This is a genomic window from Apilactobacillus timberlakei (assembly GCF_002993965.1).
In the GTDB taxonomy this organism is placed as follows: domain Bacteria; phylum Bacillota; class Bacilli; order Lactobacillales; family Lactobacillaceae; genus Apilactobacillus; species Apilactobacillus timberlakei.
In genome coordinates, this window is sequence record NZ_POST01000005.1 from 38,567 (window position 1) to 63,192 (window position 24,626).

Here is a 24,626-nt window from a genome sequence, read left to right on the forward strand (position 1 = left end):
AGGAGTCGGCTATTGTTAAAAATTAAAAATTTACATGTCAAAATCAACGAAAATGATAAAGAAGTCATTAAGGGTTTAAATTTAACTATTCCAGATGGTGAAGTCCACGTCATCATGGGACCTAATGGGACTGGTAAATCTACCCTTTCACAAACTATTATGGGATCTCCTAAGTATAGGATTACTAATGGTGATATTATTTTTAATCATACTAAACTAAATGATTTAGCAACCGATGAAAGAGCTCGTTTAGGATTATTCATTGGAATGCAATATCCAACGGAAATTAGTGGGGTTAAAAATGTTGACTTCATTCATGCCGCTATGAATGCAATTAAGCCAGATAATCAAAAAGTTAGTGTTTTAGAATTCATGCAAAGATTAGATACAGTTATGGACTTTTTAGATATTACAGAAGATTATACGAATCGTTATTTAAATGAAGGATTTTCTGGCGGTGAAAAAAAACGTAATGAAATTCTTCAAATGATGATGATTCAACCGAAATTAGCTATTTTAGATGAAATTGATTCAGGATTAGATATCGATGCCTTAAAAGTAGTATCCAAAGGAATTAATGAAATGCGTGATAATAATTTCAGTTCATTAATTATTACTCATTATGATCGCATTTTAAAATATGTTCGTCCTGATGTTGTCCATGTCATGATGGATGGACGTGTGGTTACTAGTGGCGATTATCATTTAGCAGAACAATTGGAAGCTGGAGGATATGCAAATCTTCGTGATCTTTTAGGCATTGATGCAAAGTTGGTGGATGATTAATGAGTCTATCAATTCAAGAATTTGCCCAAAAAAATAATGAACCACAATGGTTATCCGTTAAAAGAATGGTTGCTGCCAAAATGGCACCAAATTTCACTATTGATAATCAGCAACGTAATTTTAATTTTGAAAAGCCTATTTTAAATTTTCAAAAAATAAATACAGATAACCAAGCTAATGGTATTCATCAAAAAGATGGTGTCATTATGATGGATTTATTTGCAGCGGCTAATCAATTTCCAGAGCTAATCCAAGAAAATTTGATGGAAAAAGCTATTTATTGGCGTGATAATCAATTAAATGCAAATCATTTAGCTTACTTGCAATCCGGTGGATTTGTCTTTATTCCCGATAATAAATATATTGATAAAACCATTAATATTAGTGATTTAGTTAGGCATAATGATCAAGAAAAACATTTATTAATTATTGCGGCTGCTGGTTCAACATCTAATCTTATTTTTGAAGATAAAGACACTAGTAATGAAAATGATCGCCTAATGATTGAAATATTATTAGGTGACCATGCTAAAGTTAATTTTTATGATGCTGCTTTATCCAAATCACAAAATTCGCATCGGGTTTTAAATGCCTATTTAGCGCAAAATGCTGAATTAAACACTTATACTGGTCTTTTTAATCATTTTAATAGTCGTTATGACAGCAATATTGATTTAGATGGTGTCGGTAGTTCAGCAACTATTAACTTAATTAATTTAGCTGATAAACAACAGAAACAATTAATTAAAACCAAAATTATTAACCAAAGTGCACATACTAGTGGAATCATTAATGAACGAGGTATCGTAGCTGATAATGCTAGAACAGTTTGTGATACAACTGGACAAATAAAACAAGATGCCCCTAATAGTTACTCGGATCAAACTAACCGTTTACTAACTTTATCTAAAGAGAGTAAAGGCAAAATTGATCCTATCTTATTAATTGATAATCATGATGTTGTTGCAGGACATGCTGCTAGTGTTGGAAGAGTTAATGCTGATCAACTATATTATTTAAAAACCCGTGGTATCCCTGCTAAGGAAGCTCGTTTATTACTAACTCGTGGATTTTTAATTCCATTAATTAATAAATTTCCTGACGCAAAAATTAGAAAACAGATGATGATTAACTTAGAGGAGCGCATCAATGGATAATCAAAAAATTAGAGTAGATTTTCCAATGTTAATAAAACATCCCGATTTCATATATTTTGATAATGCTGCAACCACTCAAAAACCAAAATCAGTGATTGATGCTTTAACTAATTATTATGAAAATGATAATTTCAATGTCCATCGCAGTGTTTATTCAGCTGCGGAAAGAACTACGCAAATATTTGAAGCTTGTCGTGAAAAAGTTATTCAATTTATTAATGCTAAAGAAAATAAATCAATTATTTTCACTGCAGGGACCACACAAAGTATCAATCAGGTTGCAAATGGTTACTACAAATATAATCTAAAAAAAGACGATGAAATTGTTGTCTCAATTGCAGAGCATCATAGCAATTTATTACCATGGCAAAATATTGCTAAACAGAATGGTTCTAAATTAAAATATATCGATATTAATGAAGATGGGACTTTAAATCTTGAATCTGCAAAAAAAGTCATTAATACTAAAACTAAGTTATTGGCTATCACAGCAGTCTCAAATGTTCTAGGTACCATTAATAACTTGAAAGCTTTAATTAATATTGCTCATCAAAAAAATGTCGATGTTTTAATCGATGCTGCTCAAGCAGCTCCTGAGATAAAAATTGATATACAAGAATTAAAACCGGAATGGATGGCATTTTCTGGACATAAAATGCTAGCTCCAACTGGAATCGGTATTTTATATGGAAGAAAAGATTTGTTAGAAAAAATGCACCCTACTCAATTGGGGGGCGAAATGATTGAGCATGTTGATAAGAATAATTTTAAAACAAAAGATATTCCCTATCGACTAGAAGCTGGAACACCAAATATTGAAGGGGTCATTGGTCTATCAACAGCAATTGATTATTTACAAAGTCTTGGTATGAATAACATTGAAAAATATTGCAAAGCCTTAGGTCAATATCTATATGATCAATTAACAAAGATTGATGGTGTTACTGTATATGGCCCTGAAAAAAGACAAACTGGAATTGTTTCATTCAGTATTGACAACATTCATCCCCATGATGCTGCAACTTATTTAGATTTTAATAATATTGCAGTTAGAGCTGGGCAACATTGCGCCGAACCCCTTACTAATAAATTAGGTGTAAATGCTACTTTGCGAGCTAGTATGTATTTTTATAATAATAAAGATGAATGTGATAAACTCATTCACAAGATTATTGAAATGAGGTCCTTTTTCAATGGAGCTTAGAGATTTATATCAACGCATTATTTTAGAAAATGCTAAAAAATGTCCCAATGAGCAAATTCAAAATCCATCTGTTCATTTACATAATCCAACTTGTGGTGATGATATTTCAATCAATTGTCAGTATGAAAATAGTTTATTAAAAGAAATAAACATCAATGCTGATGGCTGCATTATTTTTAAAGCTGCAACTACTTTTATGAAAGAACTTTGTATTAATAAATCGAAAGCTGAAATTGAAGAAATTGTCCTTAATTTTTCTGAATTTATGACTAATGATAAAGATATCAATAAAGAATTGCTGGGTGATGCCGTTGTTTTACAATCAGTATCACATTTACCAATGCGCATTAAATGTGCAATGCTCCCCTTTAAAGCAATTTATCAATTAGTAAATGGAGATGATAATAATCGATGATTCAATTAAAAATTTAAATGATAATTATCAATATGGATTTAAGGATAATTTCAATCCCCTTTATTCCACTGGTGATGGATTGAATGAGGATATAATTCGTGAAATATCAGCTCATAAGAATGAACCAGAATGGATGCTAAAGATTAGATTAAAAGCATTTAAAATTTATAAAAAATTACCAATGCCTGATTTTGGGCCTGATTTATCAGACTTAGATTTAAATAAAATTAGATATTTCCAACGAGCATCTGATCATGTTTCAAGAAACTGGGATGATGTACCTGACCAAATCAAAAACACTTTTGAAAAGATTGGGGTCCCAGAAGCTGAAAGAAAATATTTGGCTGGTGCTGAAGCTCAGTACGAATCAGAAGCTGTCTATGCCAACATAAAAAAAGAATTCAAAGAAATGGGCATTATCTTTAGTGATACTGATACCGCTCTTCGTGAACATCCGGATCTAGTAAAAAAACATTTTGGCAAATTAGTTACTCCTCAAATGAATAAATTTGCTGCTTTAAATACTGCTGTCTGGTCTGGTGGTGTTTTCTTGTATGTTCCAAAGGGCGTTCATGCTAAAATTCCTATTCAAGCTTTCTTTAGAATTAATGCTGGACGTACTGGTCAATTTGAAAGAACTTTAATTATTGTTGATGAAGATGCTAGTGTCAATTATGTTGAAGGTTGTACTGCTCCCAATTATTCAGAAGATAGCTTACATGCTGCTAACGTCGAGGTTTTTGTTAAGAAGAATGCGTTTTGTCGTTATACTACAATTCAAAATTGGTCTGATAATGTTTATAGTTTAGAAACTAAACGCGCCTCAGCTGATGAAAATGGAACGATGGAATGGGTCGATGGTAATTTAGGCTCAAAAGTAACCATGAAATATCCTAGTATTGATTTAAATGGTCCCCATGCAACCGGTACGATGTTATCAATTGCTTTTGCAAGTAATAATATTTATCAAGATACTGGCTGTATTATGCGTCATCATGCACCACATACTTCATCAAACGTGGTATCAAAATCTATCTGTAAATCTGGTGGAATTTGTAATTACCGTGGAACTATTCGTATGAATAAAGAAGCTCATTATTCTAAATCACATATTGAATGTGACACCATTATTATGGATGATGATTCTGCGAGTGATACGATTCCACATAATGAAATTAACAATGGTGATTCAGAAGTTGAACATGAAGCTAAAGTTTCTAAAATTTCTGAAACCGATTTATATTATTTAATGAGTCGTGGTTTATCAGAAAGTGAAGCTACCAAAATGATTATTATGGGCTTTATTGAACCCTTCTCAAATCAATTACCAATGGAATATGCAGTTGAATTAAATAAATTGATTGATTACCAAATGGAAGATTCGGTTGGATAAAAAGCTTATGTTATTAAACATAAGCTTTTTGTTTCATGTGAAACATTATTCGTAAAAATATTTTAGTGTTTAATCCATTGACTTACATTACAGTAGTGTTACATTATAGTTACAGAGATGTTAAGAAGGTTTGAAAGAGGGATACAGATTATGAAATTATTTAATAAAAAAGCTGTATATGCATTTGTAACGATTATCGCCTTATCAACTGTAACTAGTTGGGTCTCAACTAATGCTAGTCAAAAAAACAATAACCAAAGTGCAAAACAAGAATATAGTGCTAAAACTATTACTAAAAATAGTAAGTGGGCTAATCGCCTAAGCAAAAATGGATATGTATTTAGAATTAAGAACAGCCAAATGGATTACTATGATGGTGAATTTACAAGAAATTTAAGTCATAAAAAACCATCAAATTATAATATTAAAGATGTTAAAAAATTCGCTAATTCAAATATGAATTTTAAAGTTAATCATATCTGGAGCTATAAAAATGGGCTAGAAGTTAATGTTATCTCACAATCCGGAAAAATCAGTGGTTGGATTAATTACAATGACGTTTATAACAAAGAACGCAATAATAAAGAATTAAGAAAATTAGTTCAATTAGAAAATAATATTTGCGATAAAGCAGAGGATGTTACTTTCTACCAATATGAAGGTAAAAAGCTTCACGCTAAAAAAATTAATCAAATTAAAGCATCAATTAATACTGATTTAAAAGCTGCAATAAAGCTAACTAATAAATTAAGTGATCACAACCAAATATTAGCTCAACAATCAATTAAAGAAATCAAAGTTTTCATTAACAATAGTGATGTTAAAAATATGCCAACACTATTAGTTGGTCGTATGTAGTAAAAAAGCTCAAAGCAAACTGCTTTGAGCTTTTTTGTAATATTAATCTTCAATTGATTTAATAATATTTGCTGGCACCCCGCCTACAACTACGTTATCGGGAACATTTTTAGTAACAACAGCTCCAGCTGCTATTACTACATTGTTACCAATATTCACTCCTGGAACAATGGTTACATGCCCACCTATCCAAACATCATTTCCAATATGGACAGGAAAAGATTGACCCAATCCCTTATTACGAGCCTTAGCATTAATGGGATGATTAATTGTATAAATACCAACATCGGGCCCAATTAACACATTGTTTCCAATAATAACATCATTAGTATCTAAAACAGTTAGATTATAATTTGCATAGAAACGAGATCCAACATGTATATTTTGACCATAATCAAAAGCAAACGGTGGTTGAATATAGACATGTTCACCATAACTACCTAACATTTCTTTGATTTTATTTTGCTGTTCATCCTCATTTAATAAAGGAATTTCAGCAAATTCACTACGCAATTTTTTGTATTCCTGCTTTCTTTTCGAAAAAGCCTCATCAAAAAGTTCAAACCATTCACCATTTTTCATTTTTTCAAATTCGGTCATTTAAATTGATCTCCTTTAAATTATAATTAACGATATTTTACCCCTTTGATTAAATTATGGAACCATCCTCCATTATTATTTTGTAACATAAGTCCCTTATAAACTTTAGAAATAAAGTAAGTTAGTCCAAAAATAAATGCAATCAAGATAACTAAAGAAATTAAACCTTCGTAAATATTAGCTTGATTGTTAATCATTCTAATTGGCATGAAGAAATATGATGATAATGGGAAATAAGAAAGGATTTTAGGAATAATGTTGTTACTATTATTTTGAAAAATCATAGAAAGTACAAAAAGTATTACAACAAGCATAAATACTGGTTGCCCAGCTTTATTAGCATCTTCCCTTCTAGAAACTAATGATCCAGCAGTCGCTGCTAAAATAATTCCCAATAGTAGTCCAAAAATAATAAATACTAAATTAATATTAACTAAATTATCTATTATCTGATGAACATAATTTGAATTTTCGCTGATAAAATCTTTTGAAAAATCTGCTTGAGATAAAAAGAAATAACTACCAAAAAACATAATTAAATATGCAGCAAATTGGGTTAACATCATCAGCACAATTCCAGTAATTTTACCTATAAAATAGTTAGTGGAAGTAGTACTACTAAAAATAATCTCAATTAATTTTGAGCCCTTTTCTTTGGAAATCACACTAGCAGTAATTGAGGAATAAATAAACAAGAAGAAGTATAGAATATATATTAATACTTGTAATGAACTCATCTTAATAACATTATCATCAGACTTATTATCATTACTTTGTTTTTTTACATGAATATCAAACAATGGTTTATTGGATAACTTTTTAATTTGTTCTGATGTTAAATTACTGTTGCTTAAATTTAATTGATTTTGATGTAAAGATAAGCTTTGCATTACGTCATCCCTAACGCCACTATCAATAGTTTCATTGCCAATATATTTTGCAGTATATTTACCATTATTTTTTATAACTTTTACATAACCATAAATATCGTCATTTTTTAATTTTTGTTTTGCTTGTTGCTCAGTTTTAATAGATGAATCAATTGAATTCCCATCTTTTTGAACAATGGATTGTTTAATTCCATTATCAGCAATTAATGCAATTTTATCAGTATCATCGTTTCCAGATGAAGATGCATTCTGATAACTAATAAATCCCACTATGCCACTAAGAGCAATTAGAATAATTGGCAACAATAATAAAATAATAAAACTTTTTGATTTCACCTGATCTACATAAGTTTCTTGGACAATCGCTTTGAATTTATTCATTAGTTTCACCAACTTTTTCTCTAAAGATTTCGTCTAACGATGGTGGTTGTTGACTGAATTCTTCAATATATTCACCTTTACTGATTAATTTAAATAATTCAATCCCAGCATCTGGGTTCGATAACCTCAACTTATATTTTTCATTATCACGAATGATTACAGATTCAACGCCTGGTAATTGCTTTAATTCTTCCTTCGGCATTGGCGTTGTTACATACAATTCATTTTTACCAAATCGATTTCTAACTTCTTGTACACTACCATTTAAAACCACTTCACCATTTTTAAGCATTACTAAATCATCACAGATTTCTTCAACATTATTCATGTTATGACTGGAAAAAATAATTGTGGCTCCATTATCTTTAGCTTCCAAGATAGATTGTTTTAATAAATCAGCATTAACTGGATCAAGTCCACTAAATGGTTCATCTAGAATAATTAATTTAGGTTCATGGATTAATGTACAAATTAATTGGATTTTTTGTTGATTACCTTTAGATAAAGACTTTAATTTTGAATTTAAATCGCCTTTCACATCAAATTTTTTCATCCAATCTTTAATTCTGGGTTTAGTCCAGCTAGTCTTACGATTTTTTAATTTAGCAAAGTAAATAATTTGTTGTTGAACTGTAGCTTTTTCCATAAGACTACGTTCTTCAGGTAAATAGCCAATTTCATCAAAAGTTTTTTCATTTATGTATTTACCATTCCATGTTATTTCACCATTATATTTAATAAAATCTAAAATACTGTGAAACGTTGTAGATTTTCCAGCCCCATTTTGACCAATTAAGCCCAAAATACGGCCATCTTTTGCATCAAAATTTACATCACTTAAAGCATGTAAATTATCAAAATATTTATCTAGTTTGCTTATATGTAAGATAACGTTCATCTCCTATTTAATTATTTATATACTTTGCTAAATATAAAACATACATAGCTATAAAAATTATAATTATAATGATAAGTGTTTTTTTGATAAAAGCTTTTTTATTAATTTTATTTTTTCTAAAATCATTAAATAAATTAAGAAAAACAGCCATGAAAAAAGAACTCATAAATATAAATATTCTAATCATATTAATCTCCTAAATTAAAATAATTTATTTCATTTTTTTAATACGAATTCTCATAATAATATACATACTTATTCCAAATATCAATCCTCCAACAATGAAGCTTAAAAATCCACCTTCAGGATGTTTTAGTGACTCAATATAAGATTTATTACCAGACGATAGTGATGTAAGAGGTGTTATTAAATACATTGCTAATACAAAATAAATTCCAAAACCAATTCCTTTGTAGACAACCTTTCTTTTTGCTTTTTTATAATTATCTACAGAAACTTCATTAGTGGTTAAATTAGACCTTTTAGTTGCAATGATTATATATACACTTAAAATCATTAAAAATACAAAATTAGCCACAATAAATATGCTAATTGCATTTTGGGGATGTGAAGTTCCGTAAAAAATTAAAAATAGAGATAAAGTGGCAATGTATAACCAACAAGCAATAAAAGAATTATTTCCAATTCTATTAATTTCTTGTCTTTTGTATTCATCTAATGGGCCTGAAACTCCATAGAACATTTTTAAATATTTTGTAAATAAAGATTCTTTCTTTTTATTTTCCATCTTCTTCCTCCCAAAATAGTCCATTCAAATCTGTACCTAATACTTTGGCCAAACTGATACATAAATTTAAAGATGGATTATATTTATTATTCTCAATTAAATTAATTGTTTGCCTTGCTACACCAATTTTTTGTGACAAAGCAAATTGTGATAATCCTTGTTTCTCTCGATATTCGCTAACACGATTCAAAATCACTCCTCCAATTTAGTCACATATATGTTACACATAACATAAAACTAATTTATATATTTGTCAAATATATATGACAAAATAAAACAGTAGTCTTGATTAAGATTACTGTTTTTATAATATTTTATTTAACTAAATGCAATGGTTCTTCGCCTTTAATAATTTTAATTGCATCGATTGATGATATTAAATCCATGTTTTTAACAGCGGCGTCTGTGTAAAATCCAATATGTGGAGTAACTATTACATTGGGCATTTGTAAAAGTTTTGATAAATGTTTATTTTCAAATCCTTCATTAGACAAATCAACACCTGTAATACCAGCTTCGCCTTCAAATGTATCTACTGCAGCGGCAGCAAGTTCTTTATCATCTAATGCCTTAATTAAATCTGCAGTATTAACAACTGGTCCACGAGAAGCATTGATAAAAATCGCATCGTTTTTCATTTGCTTGAATTTATCAATATTCATAAAATGATGCATGAAATCAGTCATTGGCGTATGCATAGTCACAACATCAGCTTGCGTTAACAAAGTATCACAATCTACATATTCAACGGTATCAAATAATTCTGGTCGTTTAACTGGATCAGAAACAATCACTTTGGCTCCTAATGCTTTAAAGATACGAGCAACTGCGCTACCAATTTTTCCAGCACCAATAATGCCGACAGTAAGATTATGAATTTCTCTAGCTTGTAATTCATTCCAAGCAAAATCAGAATTATCTTCACGCAAATGTGTTTCACGTAAGTGACGTAATAACGCCATCACATCAGCTAAGACCAATTCACTGACCGAACGTGGTGAATATGCTGGAACGTTAGTGATTTTAAGATCATACTTCTGTGCCTCTACAAAATTAATGATGTCATAACCAGTAATGCGCAATGAAATTTGTTTTATGCCAAAATCATGAAGCTTTTTATAAATTAGTGGATCATCAATTTTGCCATGTTGTTGCACTGTAATGCCGTCAAAACCTTTTGCCAAATCTACAGTATCTAAATTTAATGGTTTGTCGGTTGTCGCAATTTCAACATCATATTTTTGCTCAATTGCTTTTAAATTTTCTAATTCATCTGCTCTAACTGAATACATTAATAATTTCATATTTAACCTTCTTGTTTAACAAAATTTTGAATTCTTTTGATTGATTCTTTTAAATTATTTTCACTAGTGGCATAGCTGATACGAATGTATCCAGCGCCACCTTTGCCAAAGGAACTCCCCGGAATCACACCCACTTTAGCTTGATGGGCTAATTGACGACTAAATGCAAAATCATCTTGAGTAAATTGTTCAGGTATTTTAGCAAAAATATAAAATGCTCCCGTAGGTTTAGGGCTAGCAAAACCAGCTTTTGATAATCCAGCTCTAAGTAAATTAAGCCGCTTTGCATAAACATCTCTCATTTCTAATCCATCATCAGCGCCATTATTTAAAGCTTCAAGCGCTGCAAATTGGACGTTATCAGTAACTGATGTCACTGCATATTGATGAACGACATTAATCATATCAATCAAATCTGCCGGCGCCATAATAAAACCAATTCTCCAACCAGTCATTGCATGTGATTTGGATAATCCGTTCAAAACAATTGTCTGTTCGGGAATAAATTTTGCGATTGAAACATGTGGTTTACCATAAGTCAATTCACTGTATATTTCATCACTAATACAAAAAATTGAACTATCTTTTATAACTTTTGCCAATTCTTTAAGCGTTGTTTCATCATAAGATATTCCAGTTGGATTCCCAGGAGAATTAATAACAATTGCTTTTACATTTTCATTTTCAGCTAGTGCTTGTTTTAATTTTTCTGGTGTTAATACGAAACCATCTTCAGATGTATCAACCTCAATGACATGTGCACCATGCAACTGAATATTATCCATGTATAACGGGAAAGTTGGTGTGGGTACAATCACACTATCTCCAGGATTTAAAATTGTAGCTAAAGAATCAAAAATGCCTTCAGTCACTCCAGCTGTAGTAATAATTTGTGTTTTTGCATCATAATTTAAGCCATATTTTTGAGCAAAAAAGTGGGCAGCAGCTTCCCTTAATTTTAAAATTCCACGTGGATTTGTATAGTGACTGTAATTGTCGTTAATCGATGAAATTGCAGCAGCTTTAACATGCTCAGGAGTATTAAAATCTGGTTCCCCTAAAGTTAGCGGAATCAATCCTTCTTCTTTCGATAGTTCTTCATTAAAACCTAAGATAGGATTAGGTTTAATTGCTTTTAAATCTTTATTAATCTGTTTAATCATATAAATCACCTACTATAATCATTAGAAAATGATTAGAATAATTACTAAAATTCTAATCTTAGAAATAATAATTGTCAACACGATTAATAGTATTCCAATTTAAATTGACTTATTAAAGATATGAACTATAATTCTATGTAAGGTTTTATAACAGATAAACATTTAGGAGATGCTTGTAATGAGAATTGAAGAAGATTGTGTTGGCAAAATGGAAGTTCCTGATAAGGCTCTATATGGTATTCATGCACTTAGAGCAGTTGGTAATTTCCCCATCACTGAAGAGTTGGTTCATCACAAAATAATTGAAAGTTATATTCAAATAAAAAAAGCAGCTGCAAAAACCAATTGCACTGCTAACACGTTAGATGTTAGAAAATGTAACTCAATAATTCAAGCATGTGATAACCTATTAAAATCAGGTGATCTATCTGGATTTATTACTCCTGCAATTCAAGGTGGTGCCGGTACTTCAACTAATATGAATACCAACGAAGTAATTGCAAATTTAGCAATGAAATTAGATCCAAATACATTTATCCACCCAAATGATGATGTAAACCAATCCCAATCTACTAATGATACTTATCCTACTGCTGGTAAAATGGCCATGTTAAAATTAGTTCCTAATTTGTTAAGTGAGTTAGAACGATTAGTAGCTACTTTTACCAATTTGGGCCAAAAGTTTGCAAAAACTATTAAACTAGGACGAACTCAATTACAAGATGCAGTGCCTACTACATATGGTAAAAATTTCCATGCATATGCATCATTATTTAAACGCGATATCAATCGAATTAAACATGCTAGTGAAGAATTAAAAACTATTAGCATGGGTGGAACTGCTATTGGAACTGGTATGAATGCTTCTAAATATTATCAACAACATATTGTGGAAAACATTAATAAGTATTCAAAAATGAATTTAAAGTCAGATCAAGATTTAATTGATGCCGTCCAAAATACTGATCATTTTGTTACATTTTCAGCAGCATTAAAAACCTTGGCAGTTAATTTATCCAAAGTAAGCAATGACCTAAGATTATTAGCAAGTGGCCCACAATCTGGTTTAAATGAATTGCGTCTGCCTAAAAGACAAGCCGGTTCATCCATTATGCCCAACAAAATTAATCCTGTAATTCCAGAAGTAGTAAATCAAGTCGCTTTTGAAGTCATTGGTTTTGATGCAACCGTCACTGCTGCATCTGAAGCCGGTCAACTTGAATTAAATGCTTTTGAACCAATTATGTTTAAGAGTATTTTAACAGCAGAAGAACATCTAACTAATGCCATGGAAACACTAATTGATAATTGTTTAAAAGATATTGATGTAAATAAAGAAAAATGTAGCGATGATGTAAGAAAATCAGCCGTAACTGCAACCATTCTTTCACCAATATTGGGCTATGTACAAACAACTCAAATTATTCAAGAATCTTTGAAGAAAAAAGTATCTGTGAAAGATATTCTATTAAATCATAATATTCTAGATAAAACAAAAATAGATGAATTGTTTGCACCAAAGAACTTAATAAATGGTTAATAAAAAGGAGCAGTAATTTTTTAATTATTGCTCCTTTTTTATTCAGAATATTTAGTAACTTGTTTTTTTATATAGTTTGCGATTATCATTGATAAAATAAATATTAATAAACATATTAATGCACAAGTAATGAATAACGAGTGATAAGATGTCATATCAATTACAATTCCACCAACCAATGGACCAATTGCCTTTCCCACTGAAGCCCACGCATTGGTTAATCCTTGATACTTACCCTTAACTGAAACTGGGGTTAATTCATTAACTAAAGCTGGAATTGCTGGGATGACTGATGTTTCACCTAGAGTCAAAATAATCATTGAAATAACGAACCCTAAGTATGAATGCATAAAAATAAGGGTAAAGAAAGACAATCCGATAAAAATGATGCCAAAATAAATTTGAAAATACAAACTATCATAATACTTTGAAATCCAATTAATAATTAGTTGAAATACAACTAGTAAAAATGCATTAAGTGTCCATAATAAACTGTACATACTCATTGGAATCCCCATCCCAGTTATATATACCGACATATTAGAAACCCATTGTTCGTATACAATCCAAATAACTGCCAAACTAACAAAAAAGGTAATAATAATTACTAAATTTGGCTTTGGCAATTTTACCTTTTTAGTATCCATTTTTTTAATCGATGGATGAATGGAATTAGGTTTATTATAAGTAAAAACAGCATTAATACCATAAATAATAAGAATGATTGTTGATAGTAGGAAAACTGAGCTAATTCCAATTGGATATAATATCCCAACTGCCATGGTTCCAAAAACGACCCCTACATTTTGCGCTAAATACAACATATTAAAAATAAATCGGCCTGATTTCATTTTAACTGTAGTTCCTAGTGAGTTAATCATTGTTAAATTCCAACCAGTAGAAAAACCAAATAACACTAAACCAATTGGATATGCTGGCCATCCATTGAAAAAGATTAAACCAGCAGATACTAAAATGGAAAATATAATTCCTAATATCGTTAATATGTATCGATTATGCCGATCAAATAATTTTCCACCAACATAATTACCTAATACGTTAGAAGCTGAATATAAGAATAATATAATTCCCACTTCAGTTAAACTTTTGCCTAAGTCGTTATGCATATAAACAGTAGTGAGTGGCCAAACCGTACTCACTGCAATATTATTAATTAATGATCCCATAAACAACCAATGTAATTTTATTTCGTTCATAAATTCACCTTCTTTTCCTCTATTGTATTATACAAAAAAATTCTTAGCTATATTGGCTAAGAATTTTTTATTCATCTTGATTATATGCAATCGATGAAAATTTATTATGCGACTTAATAAAAAGTAACTTCGCAGTTCCACGGGGACCGGAACGATTCTTTTCAATAATGACTTCGACTTCACCAACATCATTATTTTCTTGTTCATCGCCATCATCGTCATCGTCACCATCTTCGCGTTCATAATAATCATCACGATATAAAAATGCAACAATATCAGCATCTTGTTCAATTGAACCAGATTCACGAATATCGGATAAAACTGGACGTTTATCTTGACGTTGCTCAACCCCACGAGAAAGCTGAGATAAAGCAATTACTGGGACACCTAATTCTTTCGCAATTTTTTTCAATTGTCGTGAAATATAAGAAACTTCTTGTTGACGGTTTTCTTTATTTCCACCATCAATCAATTGTAAATAATCAACTACAATTAATCCAAGATTACCGGTGTCTTTTGCCAAGCGGCGTGATTTAGCACGAATTTCAGAAATTTTAGTTCCTGCAGTATCATCAATATAAATACTAGCGTTCGCTAAACTTCCCATTGCAATCATCATATTGTTCCATTCTTCATCGGATAGTTGACCAGTTCTTAAATGATTAGCATCAATACTACCTTCAGCACAAATCATACGATTAACTAATGATTCAGCACTCATTTCCAAACTGAAAATGGCAACTGTTTTATCAGTCTTAGTTCCAACATTCTGGGCTAAGTTTAACGCAAAAGCAGTTTTACCAACCGCTGGACGAGCCGCCAAAATAATTAATTCATCTTCATGTAAACCAGTTGTCATTTTATCTAATGCCGGATACCCCGTTGAAAGTCCTGTAACTTCGGTCGTACTTTCTGCTAAGTCTTCAATATTGTTTAAAGCGCTTTTTAAGACTTCCCCAATTTCTTGAAAGCCAGTATCATTACGATCTTCAGAGACGTTTAGGATGGATCTTTCAGCTTCATCTAATAAATCATCGATATTATCATTGTTATTGTAACTTTCAGTCACAATATTAGTAGCTGTTTTAATTAGTTTTCTAGCAACTGCCTTCTTACGCACATTTTTGGCATAATACATTGCATTTGCTGCAGTTGGAGTTGATGATGCTAAATCAGCTAAATAAGCTACTCCACCAGCATCTTCTAATTGCTTTTGCCCATCTAATTCGGAACGTAAAGTAGAAGCATCAATTGGTTGATCTTCATCAGACAAATGAACCATTGCTGCATAAATTAATTGGTGAGCATGTTGATAAAAATCATCAGGCTCTAAATACTCCTGCGATTCAGGTAATTGGTCATTATCTAATAAAATCGCACCCAGAAGTGCTTTTTCAGCTTGAACATCCTGAGGAGGAGTTTGGGTATTTAAATAATCATTACTCATATTAATCCTCTATTTTAAATCCAGAGAACTATTTTTCACTAACATGAACACGCATAGTAGCAGTTATTTGCTTATGCAATTTAACTGGAATATTTGTGTAACCAAGTGATTTAATAGGTTCTTTTAGTTCAACCTTACGTTTATCAACCTTAAGATTGTGTTGCTTTTGCATTTCATTAACAATTTGCTTAGATGAAACTGATCCAAATAAACGACCATCAGCACCTACTTTAGCAGATACTTCGACAACATTTTTATCGTTTTCTAATTCAGCTTTCAAATCTTTCGCTTCTGATAATTCAGCTGCAGCTTCTTTCTTTTCAGCCTTCTTTTCGCCATCTAATTGGCTCACTGCTGAATTAGTTGCGGCCTTAGCCTTATTACGTTTAATCAAGAAGTTTTGTGCATATCCATCAGGTACGTTTTTGATTTCTCCACGTTTACCTTTTCCGCGTACATCTTCTAAAAATATAACCTTCATACAATATCACTCCTCTTATTATTCTGCATACAATTATAAACTTAAATTAACATTTTTTAAATTATGTTTTATTATGAATCTTCATTTTCTTCAGGTGCTTCTTCTTCTTTGGCTTTTTTAATAGCATCATCTAACATTTGATCTACTTCATCAATTTTCTTGTCAGCAATTTGCGTAGCACCACTAGATAAGTGACCGCCACCACCTAGTTCTTCCATAACTCTTTGTACATTAACTTCCCCATTACTTCTGGCAGAAATTCCAATCAAATCATCAGGACGATGAGTGATAACAAATGAAGCACTAACACCGGACATATTCAACAATGAATCGGCAGCTTGAGCAGCGGTTACCGGATCATATTTTTTATCTTGCTCTCCAGAAACAACCATCATGTTCTTTTCGTCACTAATAAAACGAGCTAATGAAATTAAGTGCATTCTAGCCATATAACTATCTGGATTTTCCTGCATAAATTCTTTCATTTCACTAGAGTCAGCTCCTGCAGACTGCAGATAACTAGCAGCATCAAAAGTTCTCGTTCCAGTTCTCAAGGTAAATGACTGGGTATCAATAAAAATACCTGTCAACATCGCAGTTGCCTCAAGCTTACTAATTGGTTCAGCATCTTGTGATTGATATTCAAACATTTCAGTAATCAACTCACAAGTCGATGAAGCATATGGTTCAATGTAAACCAAGACTGGATTTTCAGGAAATTCTTCGCCACGTCTATGATGATCAATAATCATAACTTTATTTTCAAGACGTTCATATAATTTAGAAGAAACACTCATTGAAGGCTTAGAATGATCAACCATAATTAATAAACTATTATCAGTTGCTTTTTGTAAAGCTTCATCAGGAGTAATGACATCATCTTTCAATTCATCATCCTCTTGAATTTTATTAATTAGTCTTTGCACATCAGAATGAAAAGTTCCTTCTGGGATAACAATATAACAATGTTTATTATTCATTTGAGCAAGACGATGAATTCCCATGCAAGCACCGATTGAATCCATATCCGGTTGACTATGACCTTGTACAAATATTTGATCAGATTCTCTGAATACTTCTTGTAATGCTTGTGAAATCATACGAGCGCGGACTCTGGTACGTTTTTCCATCGGATTGGTTTTCCCACCATAGAAACGAGCTTCATGATCTTTTGCTTTTACAACAACTTGATCACCACCACGACCAAGCGCTAAATCTAAATCACTTTGCGCTTGTTCAGCTAATTCATTTAAATTATCTTCACCATAAGCAATTCCAATACTCAATGTTAATGGAAAGTTTTGTTTAGATGTCGATTCACGAATAGTATCTAAGATATTAAATTTATCAGATTCAATATCTTTTAATATCTTAGAATAAGTAAACATAATATAGTGATCTTCATCAACTTGCTTTATGAAAAAACCAAATTTTTGTGCCCAAATATTTAATTCATTGGTAACATAATTATTCAAGTTCGATATTTCTTGATCGCTCATAGATTGAGTTATTTCATCGTAATTATCTAGAAAGACTTGTCCAATAGAAATCTTTTCATCACTATAGTCTTTTTCAATTTGATAATATCTAGTGATATCAATCATGTAAGCAGTGCGATATTCTTTTTGAATTAACAAGGTGAAATAATGATCTTGCCACTTAACAGTCGCATTATCTGGATTATTCCAATTGTTCGTTAGAATATCATTTAACTCTGGATTAGTATCTTCCAAATTGGCACCTAACAAATCTTGATCACCAAAATAAGGCATTAAATATGGATTAACCCATTCTATTGCACCATTTTCGCTAACGATAATGACACCGACTGGCATTTCTAATAATGCTTCTTGATCACCGCGATTAATTCGATATGATAAATCAGAAATATAATTTTCACTGCTTTCACTTAAATCATTCATTTTTTTTAATATGTAAGATAGAAGCACACATACAAAAACCAAAAAAATAATTCCGACAATGAAATTATATAAAAATGAGACTACTAAACTAAAAATTGATAATATAGTTAAAGCTAACGTAATCCATCTTAAAATCTTATTTTTAAGGAAAGGTGGTAAGTTAGTAAATGAAAATAATTTTTTCATTGTAACTCCTCTTTTATACTTTTTTGTATTTATATTTTATCACAAAAATTATGTAATAAAAAAACTGAGACAACTACAAGTTATCTCAGTTAAAAAATATTGATTTTTATGCATTTTCAGTAACAAATGGCATTAAGCCCATGATACGAGCACGTTTAATAGCTAAAGTAACACGACGTTGGTTCTTAGCACTTGTTCCAGTAACACGACGTGGTAAAATCTTACCTCTTTCTGAAACAAAACGTCCTAACAATGCGATATCTTTGTAATCGATGTAATCGATGTGGTTGGCTGCAATAAAGTCAACTTTGCGACGACGACGGCCGCCACCTCTTCTTTGTTGTGGCATTAAAATTCCCTCCCCTATTATCTACTCATTAAAATGGTAAATCATCATCGGAAATGTCAATTTGATCGCCAGAATTAGCAAATGGATCAGATGAATTATTATTCATGTTGTTTCCATTATTTCCACCGTTATTTGATGAATTGCTATTTTGGTTTTCAAACGGATTATTATTTCCTGAATTATTTTGAGGAGCACCATTGTTGCCACCTTTATTTGCAGAACGTGGTTCTAACAAAGCAAAGTTTTCAACAACTACTTCAGTAACATAAACTCTTTGACCTTGTTGATTTTCGTAATTTCTTGTTTGAAGACGTCCATCAATTCCAACCAAAGCACCTTTATGAGTGAAGTTAGCAAAGTTTTCAGCAGACTTACGCCAGATAACACAGTTAATAAAATCTGCTTCTCTTTCACCATTTTGGTTAGTAAATCTACGATCAACAGCTAAGGTAAAATTACCCACGGCAGCACCGTTTGGAGTGTATCGCAAATCAACGTCCCGTGTTAATCTACCCGTTAAAGTTGTACGATTAATCATGCTGAAAGTACTCCTCTCTTTTTAAAAAACAATAAAGTTCTAAATTATCTTCTTACGATCATGTGACGTAAAATGTCGTCACTGTATTTAGATTGACGGTCAAATTCGTCTAATGCTGTTTTTTCAGCAGTAGTTAAGTTAATAACGTGGTATACACCTTCGTTATAACCACCAATTTCAAATGCGAAACGGCGTTTTGACCAATCTTTTGAGTCAATTAGCTTAGCACCATTGTCAGTTAAAACCTTGTCGAATCTAGCAACTAAATCATTTTTAGCGCCTTCTTCTAGATCTGGACGAATAATGTAAGTAATTTCATATTTATGTTCTTCCATGAATTACACCTCCTTGTGGACTTTAGACTCTCCTAAATGAGAGTAAGGAATATAAGTTTTATAACTAATACTCACGTTCAATTAGTTTACCATCAAAAATAATTTTATTCAATACAATACGGGAAATTGTTTACGATACATATATAAAATACGCATAAAATGATTATTGCATTCTAAAAATGATTAAAACTCATAATCTCAGGTGACCTATTCAATAATAAGTAGCCCTTACCTTTTTTAGTAAACGCTAGCCCTTCAAATTCACGACGGGTTAAAAATTTAGTATCACGAATATCACTATTTTTCAGATGACCTAGTTTATTAACTGGTGCTGATAAGATTCCACCATCAGAAACAAAATATAAACGGTTATTTCTGGGATTATAGGACAAAGCTTGAGTTAAATATCCAGGTGCATGGCGTATTCCCTGCATAATCATTTTAAAATGAACTTTATGATGAGCAACGTAACCCTTACTAATTCTTAATGTCCCATTTTTAATTGCACCATTTCCACTAGCTCTGGTATAAGTATAGAGATTACCACGCTTATCAAATGCTAATTCATTGCTTAATGAATAGTCTGAACTGTAATGAAATTTAATAATTTGAACAGGTTTTAAAGTTTTCATACTTAATTCTTCTAATTTAGCGTGCTTATTCATAACCCCCATGTTAATAAACCATAGACGATGAGTTTTATAGTTATAGCTAAGTGATTGTCCATGTCCATTTTCAATAATGGGGCCAAATTTAACTGCTGAACGAATTTGTTCTTTAGTTAAAATAGGATGTTTATAATTAACTCCCATCTTACGTAATTTAAATAAGTTATATCTAACAACTTCTCTTGGATACATCACAAAAGCAAATTTACCACTAGGTGTAATTACTAAGCTTTGTGGGTTCCAACGACGATGTTTAGAATCTCTTCTAGCACTAGTTAAAAAGAATAATGTTTTGGCATATGTTCGATAATTACCCCCATAAGATTTAATATGATTATGGGTATGACGATAACCTCGATGATAATGTTTATGGTAATCTTTTCGAGTATAGTTATGATTATGTACATATTTAAATTTAGAAACCCTAAACTTTTTAAGTACTACACCATGTTGATTATAAACTTTTACTTTAGCATTAGTACTAATAGAAAATGTAAATAAACACATTGTTAATATGAAAAACGGTATAAAAATTTTTTGTTTAAAAGTATGCATTATTTATTCCTTCAAAATATATTTATTTCTATTATAAAACTAATGTAAATTAAAAAAAATACGGAATCATAATAGATTCCGTATTTATTATTATAGTTTTAATTGATTTAACCATTTAATAGTTTCAGGATTTGAATGCTCTAAGAATAAACTTTTGTCTAAATCTAAATCACTAATTTTACTCATTTCATCATCTGTTAATTCAAAATCCCAAATATCAATATTTTCTTTCATGCGTTCAATATGAGTTGATTTAGGAATAATGACAACTCCACTTTGGGCTAAGAATCTCAAAGCAACTTGAGCTGGAGATTTGTCATATTTATTACCAATTGAATTTAATACTTCATTGCTGAATAAATTATTTTTACCTTCTGCAAATGGAGCCCATGATTCAATTTGGGTATCATTTTCATTCATGTATTTTCTTAAAGTCTTTTGTTGATTGAAAACATGAGTTTCAACTTGGTTAACTGCTGGTTTAACTTCATTGTTCATAATAAAGTCTACATACTTAGCAGGATCCATATTAGATACACCAATAGCTCTGATTTTACCATCTTTATATAATTTTTCTAAAGCATGGTAAGCACTGTAGTAGTCAGCAACTGGTTGATGAATTAAAACCAAATCTAAATAATCTGTTTTTAATTTCTTTAATGATTCATTTACAGAATCTAAAGTTTTTTCATAGCCAAAGTTACTGATCCATACTTTAGTGGTAATAAAAATATCTTTTCTATCAATACCACTTTCTGCAATTGCATCACCAACTGCATCTTCATTTTGATAACCTTGAGCAGTATCAATTGCACGATATCCAACTGATAAGGCATCCTTAACTGCTTGTTTACATTGTTCATAATCAGGTACTTGGTAAACACCAAAACCTTCTTGAGGCATTAAAACACCATTATTTAATTTTACGTTAGGAATTTTTACCATAATATTACCTCCTCGTTAATGTTAGAATATCATATCACCTTCATGTAACATGAAGGCAAGTAAGGAGGCTCATTATGGAAATTAAAAATGTAGCAAGAATCGTTGGTTTGAATGAAAACACAATCAGATACTATTCTGATAACGGTTTGATCCCCAATATCAAAAGAGATAAAAATAACCATCGCATTTTTGACGAAGAAGCTATCAATTGGTTAATTGGTGATAAAAGAATGCGTGAAGCCGGAATGTCCATTAATGATTTAAAAGAATACGTCGATTTATGTTTAAAAGGTAAATCAACAATTAAAAAGCGTTATCAAATAATTCAAAATTTAAAATCACAAGCACAAACCCAATTAAAGGAAGCACAACAGCGAGTTGATTATTTATCTAAAAAGTCTGATATCTATGAAAAAGGGATAATCAATAATAGTCAGGATATTTTAAATCCTAAAAAATGGTAGACAAAAAGCGATTCATTAGTTGAAATCGCTTTTTATGTTTAATAACTAATTGCTCTATTATGATCATTACTTCTATGAACATTAATACTTCTAATATTCATATTAGTTCTTTTACCAAGCCATGGGTCATTATAATATAATTGATTTTTATTAAATCCAGTAACTGTAACTGCATGATTCGGGAATCCATCTACATTAGCTATCCAAATAACTATTGGATGACTATATTTTTTTAAATAAATTTTCAAATACTTTGTACTTTTACCAGTTAAATTAACACTAGAATTTAAATATTTATGAACTAATTTCATTAATGCTGGTGGATAAATATACCAACCAGATTTAGAGTAAGGACTTCCCACGAATCCTTTATTAGGATTTGAACTACGAGGCATTTTATTAGCAAAGAATGTTTTCTTATAGTGCTTACCAGTTGCATAGTTAATCATCATTGTAACAGCGGTTATTTCGCATCCAGTAGGTAACTGTGGACGTTGACGAATCAATGGCACATTATTTAGTTTAAAAGTGGAATAGTCTAAAGCTGAATTATTGATCCATCCCTGATCCTTACCATTATGTATAATATGTGCATATTTACCTAACTTTGTATTTTCAAATTCGGTTACGTTAACCAACTTATTAATTAGATATTTACTGTTTTTATAACTTTTAATATTCTTTTCGTTGGTATTATAAGCACCATTTCGATATAAACTACGATTCTTTTTAATAATAGTACTAAAATTAGTTTTTTTAGTGCTTAAGATTCTAAAATACTTATGTTTGTTTACCCTTTTATGTTTGTTATTTTTATTGTCAATGTCCTTATTAGGATTGTTCATTGCTTCATTGTTACCATTATTAGAATTGGTAGCATTATTTTCTGATGACTGATTATTATCTTTAGAATCATTAATTGTTTTGCCATTATTATCAGTTGCAGAATTAGCATTATTTGTTGAAGATTGATTATTATCATTAACAATATTTTGCGAATTATTTTGATTATCACTAGTATTTAAATCATCAGCATACGCTTTAGTACCAACGGTTTGGGCACACACTGTAAACATTGCCAAAATTGGAATCACAAAAATAATTTTATATAATTTTCGTTTCATTTAATTTACTCCTCCATAATAAACATATTTAATTATAACACTATTATAATTAACTGATACAAAATAATTATAATAGTGTTAGAATATACATTATTTATTAATTTCATTTTAAGAAAGAAGGTATTCTAATGAATAGTTGGAGAAAATTATTAACTCCAATTGCGTCAGCACTATTATTACTAACTATGTTAATGTGTTTCAGTAGCAATAATAATGTTAATGCAAAAGCAAAAGAATACCAGAATCCTAAAAAATACTATCAAATTTCAAGCAAATTAAGCCTGTAGGAAAAGTAGGATATACAGTAAAAGTTGGTTATGAAGGTATCAAAACAGTTAAAATAATGCGTAGATTAGGCATTAATATGGGACCTATTGGAACTGGCCATTATGAATATAACTATGCAACTAAAAATGCTGTTATGAATTTTCAAAAGAAACACCATCTAAAGATTACTGGTGATGTCGATGTAAACACATGGGTTAAATTAGGTTTCCCAAGATGGCAATTTTATAGTATTGATAAATATGTAGCTCCATTAGGTGCGAAGATTACTCAAGGCAAACAGGCACATGTTAATGCAGCTATCAAACAAGCATATAAATATTTAGGTAAACCATACATATATGGTGCATCTTCAAGCCCTAATTATGGTAATGATTGTTCGGGATTAGTGGTTCAAGCATTGTACGCTGGTGGAATCAATCCTAAACCTGTTAGTGCCATTCAACATGCACATCCCGGTAACGAATGGAATTCACGCAAACTATGGGCAACCAACAAATTTAAATTTGTACCATTTGGTCAACGTAAACGTGGTGACTTAATTTTTTATTATGAACCAGGTACCAAAACTATTTGGCATGTCGCATTATATTTAGGTAACGATAGAATCATCGAAAGTTGGCCTCCAAGAGTTCAAGTATCAAGCATTTATGCTAGATCTACTCATACTGGATATGTAGCTCGTCCATGGGATGAAAAATAATTTTTTAGACATAGCTATTTAGTTATGTCTTTTTTTATTTAAAACATTAAAATCATTTCATTTGAAACTC

Annotated in this window: 25 protein-coding genes and 1 pseudogene; 9 read left to right on the top strand and 17 right to left on the bottom strand. The window is 30.8% G+C overall.

What is annotated here, in order from left to right; genetic code table 11:
* The first annotated feature begins 12 nt into the window (after window positions 1-12).
* From sufC to C7N71_RS06720, 6 genes are all read left to right on the top strand, one after another.
* Window positions 13-786 carry a Fe-S cluster assembly ATPase SufC gene (gene sufC, locus C7N71_RS06695; protein WP_105988339.1) on the top strand — a complete coding sequence of 258 codons (774 nt, stop codon included), beginning with the start codon at window positions 13-15 and terminating at the stop codon, window positions 784-786.
* The gene (locus C7N71_RS06700; RefSeq protein ID WP_105988340.1) at window positions 786-1,943 is read left to right on the top strand and encodes a SufD family Fe-S cluster assembly protein; all 1,158 of its coding nucleotides are present in this window, start codon (window positions 786-788) and stop codon (window positions 1,941-1,943) included. Before sufC ends, C7N71_RS06700 begins: the two co-directional genes overlap by 1 nt.
* Entirely contained in the window at window positions 1,936-3,147 is a 1,212-nt protein-coding gene (locus C7N71_RS06705; RefSeq protein ID WP_105988341.1) for an aminotransferase class V-fold PLP-dependent enzyme, read from the top strand. Before C7N71_RS06700 ends, C7N71_RS06705 begins: the two co-directional genes overlap by 8 nt.
* Complete coding sequence (gene sufU / locus C7N71_RS06710) at window positions 3,137-3,562, top strand: Fe-S cluster assembly sulfur transfer protein SufU (RefSeq protein WP_105988342.1); 426 nt, start codon at window positions 3,137-3,139, stop codon at window positions 3,560-3,562. Before C7N71_RS06705 ends, sufU begins: the two co-directional genes overlap by 11 nt.
* The gene (gene sufB, locus C7N71_RS06715; protein WP_181398971.1) at window positions 3,546-4,955 is read left to right on the top strand and encodes a Fe-S cluster assembly protein SufB; all 1,410 of its coding nucleotides are present in this window, start codon (window positions 3,546-3,548) and stop codon (window positions 4,953-4,955) included. Before sufU ends, sufB begins: the two co-directional genes overlap by 17 nt.
* A gap of 150 nt (window positions 4,956-5,105) precedes the next feature.
* Window positions 5,106-5,813, top strand: coding sequence for a hypothetical protein (locus C7N71_RS06720; RefSeq protein WP_105988343.1), 708 nt, complete (start codon window positions 5,106-5,108; stop codon window positions 5,811-5,813).
* Window positions 5,814-5,855: 42 nt separating this feature from the next.
* Here C7N71_RS06720 and C7N71_RS06725 read toward each other — a convergent pair whose 3' ends face one another.
* The 7 genes from C7N71_RS06725 to C7N71_RS06760 form a co-directional block, all read right to left on the bottom strand.
* Window positions 5,856-6,413 carry a sugar O-acetyltransferase gene (locus tag C7N71_RS06725; protein WP_105988344.1) on the bottom strand — a complete coding sequence of 186 codons (558 nt, stop codon included), beginning with the start codon at window positions 6,411-6,413 and terminating at the stop codon, window positions 5,856-5,858.
* A gap of 26 nt (window positions 6,414-6,439) precedes the next feature.
* Window positions 6,440-7,684, bottom strand: a complete 1,245-nt coding sequence (locus C7N71_RS06730) for an ABC transporter permease (RefSeq protein WP_105988345.1) — start codon at window positions 7,682-7,684, stop codon at window positions 6,440-6,442.
* Window positions 7,677-8,573 carry an ABC transporter ATP-binding protein gene (locus C7N71_RS06735; RefSeq protein WP_105988366.1) on the bottom strand — a complete coding sequence of 299 codons (897 nt, stop codon included), beginning with the start codon at window positions 8,571-8,573 and terminating at the stop codon, window positions 7,677-7,679. Before C7N71_RS06735 ends, C7N71_RS06730 begins: the two co-directional genes overlap by 8 nt.
* A 220-nt stretch (window positions 8,574-8,793) precedes the next feature.
* A complete protein-coding gene (locus tag C7N71_RS06745) occupies window positions 8,794-9,330 on the bottom strand; it encodes a DUF3278 domain-containing protein (RefSeq protein ID WP_157944378.1) in 537 nt (178 codons plus the stop codon).
* Entirely contained in the window at window positions 9,320-9,520 is a 201-nt protein-coding gene (locus C7N71_RS06750; RefSeq protein ID WP_105988348.1) for a helix-turn-helix transcriptional regulator, read from the bottom strand. Before C7N71_RS06750 ends, C7N71_RS06745 begins: the two co-directional genes overlap by 11 nt.
* 124 nt (window positions 9,521-9,644) lie before the next feature.
* Window positions 9,645-10,634 carry a D-2-hydroxyacid dehydrogenase gene (locus C7N71_RS06755; protein WP_105988349.1) on the bottom strand — a complete coding sequence of 330 codons (990 nt, stop codon included), beginning with the start codon at window positions 10,632-10,634 and terminating at the stop codon, window positions 9,645-9,647.
* 2 nt (window positions 10,635-10,636) lie between these two features.
* Entirely contained in the window at window positions 10,637-11,797 is a 1,161-nt protein-coding gene (locus C7N71_RS06760; RefSeq protein WP_167387723.1) for an aminotransferase class I/II-fold pyridoxal phosphate-dependent enzyme, read from the bottom strand.
* Window positions 11,798-11,975: 178 nt separating this feature from the next.
* Between C7N71_RS06760 and C7N71_RS06765 the strand changes: the two genes are divergently transcribed.
* On the top strand, window positions 11,976-13,337 hold the full coding sequence (locus tag C7N71_RS06765) for an aspartate ammonia-lyase (protein ID WP_105988350.1): 1,362 nt from the start codon (window positions 11,976-11,978) through the stop codon (window positions 13,335-13,337).
* Window positions 13,338-13,375: 38 nt separating this feature from the next.
* On the opposite strand, the gene C7N71_RS06770 is transcribed toward C7N71_RS06765, so the two are convergent.
* The 9 genes from C7N71_RS06770 to C7N71_RS06810 all read right to left on the bottom strand — a co-directional run bounded on the left by C7N71_RS06770 (window position 13,376) and on the right by C7N71_RS06810 (window position 21,971).
* Window positions 13,376-14,554 carry an MDR family MFS transporter gene (locus C7N71_RS06770; protein ID WP_105988351.1) on the bottom strand — a complete coding sequence of 393 codons (1,179 nt, stop codon included), beginning with the start codon at window positions 14,552-14,554 and terminating at the stop codon, window positions 13,376-13,378.
* Between the two features lie 67 nt (window positions 14,555-14,621).
* Window positions 14,622-16,001 carry a replicative DNA helicase gene (dnaB, locus tag C7N71_RS06775; RefSeq protein WP_105988352.1) on the bottom strand — a complete coding sequence of 460 codons (1,380 nt, stop codon included), beginning with the start codon at window positions 15,999-16,001 and terminating at the stop codon, window positions 14,622-14,624.
* A gap of 28 nt (window positions 16,002-16,029) precedes the next feature.
* Complete coding sequence (gene rplI, locus C7N71_RS06780) at window positions 16,030-16,482, bottom strand: 50S ribosomal protein L9 (RefSeq protein WP_105988353.1); 453 nt, start codon at window positions 16,480-16,482, stop codon at window positions 16,030-16,032.
* A gap of 71 nt (window positions 16,483-16,553) precedes the next feature.
* Window positions 16,554-18,590 carry a DHH family phosphoesterase gene (locus C7N71_RS06785; RefSeq protein ID WP_105988354.1) on the bottom strand — a complete coding sequence of 679 codons (2,037 nt, stop codon included), beginning with the start codon at window positions 18,588-18,590 and terminating at the stop codon, window positions 16,554-16,556.
* Between the two features lie 106 nt (window positions 18,591-18,696).
* Complete coding sequence (gene rpsR / locus C7N71_RS06790) at window positions 18,697-18,939, bottom strand: 30S ribosomal protein S18 (RefSeq protein ID WP_105956937.1); 243 nt, start codon at window positions 18,937-18,939, stop codon at window positions 18,697-18,699.
* Between the two features lie 28 nt (window positions 18,940-18,967).
* On the bottom strand, window positions 18,968-19,477 hold the full coding sequence (gene ssb, locus C7N71_RS06795) for a single-stranded DNA-binding protein (protein ID WP_105988355.1): 510 nt from the start codon (window positions 19,475-19,477) through the stop codon (window positions 18,968-18,970).
* A gap of 44 nt (window positions 19,478-19,521) precedes the next feature.
* On the bottom strand, window positions 19,522-19,812 hold the full coding sequence (gene rpsF, locus C7N71_RS06800; protein WP_105956935.1) for a 30S ribosomal protein S6: 291 nt from the start codon (window positions 19,810-19,812) through the stop codon (window positions 19,522-19,524).
* 173 nt (window positions 19,813-19,985) lie between these two features.
* Window positions 19,986-21,035 carry a hypothetical protein gene (locus C7N71_RS06805; RefSeq protein ID WP_105988356.1) on the bottom strand — a complete coding sequence of 350 codons (1,050 nt, stop codon included), beginning with the start codon at window positions 21,033-21,035 and terminating at the stop codon, window positions 19,986-19,988.
* 90 nt (window positions 21,036-21,125) lie between these two features.
* Complete coding sequence (locus C7N71_RS06810) at window positions 21,126-21,971, bottom strand: aldo/keto reductase (RefSeq protein ID WP_105988368.1); 846 nt, start codon at window positions 21,969-21,971, stop codon at window positions 21,126-21,128.
* 83 nt (window positions 21,972-22,054) lie between these two features.
* Between C7N71_RS06810 and C7N71_RS06815 the strand changes: the two genes are divergently transcribed.
* A complete protein-coding gene (locus C7N71_RS06815) occupies window positions 22,055-22,444 on the top strand; it encodes a MerR family transcriptional regulator (protein ID WP_105988357.1) in 390 nt (129 codons plus the stop codon).
* A 38-nt stretch (window positions 22,445-22,482) separates the two neighbouring features.
* On the opposite strand, the gene C7N71_RS08225 is transcribed toward C7N71_RS06815, so the two are convergent.
* Window positions 22,483-23,568, bottom strand: a complete 1,086-nt coding sequence (locus tag C7N71_RS08225) for a C39 family peptidase (protein ID WP_140939513.1) — start codon at window positions 23,566-23,568, stop codon at window positions 22,483-22,485.
* 224 nt (window positions 23,569-23,792) lie between these two features.
* On the opposite strand from C7N71_RS08225, the pseudogene C7N71_RS06825 reads away from it, so the two are divergent.
* A pseudogene (locus tag C7N71_RS06825) lies at window positions 23,793-24,556 on the top strand (C40 family peptidase); the annotation flags it as partial.
* Window positions 24,557-24,626 lie beyond the last annotated feature (70 nt).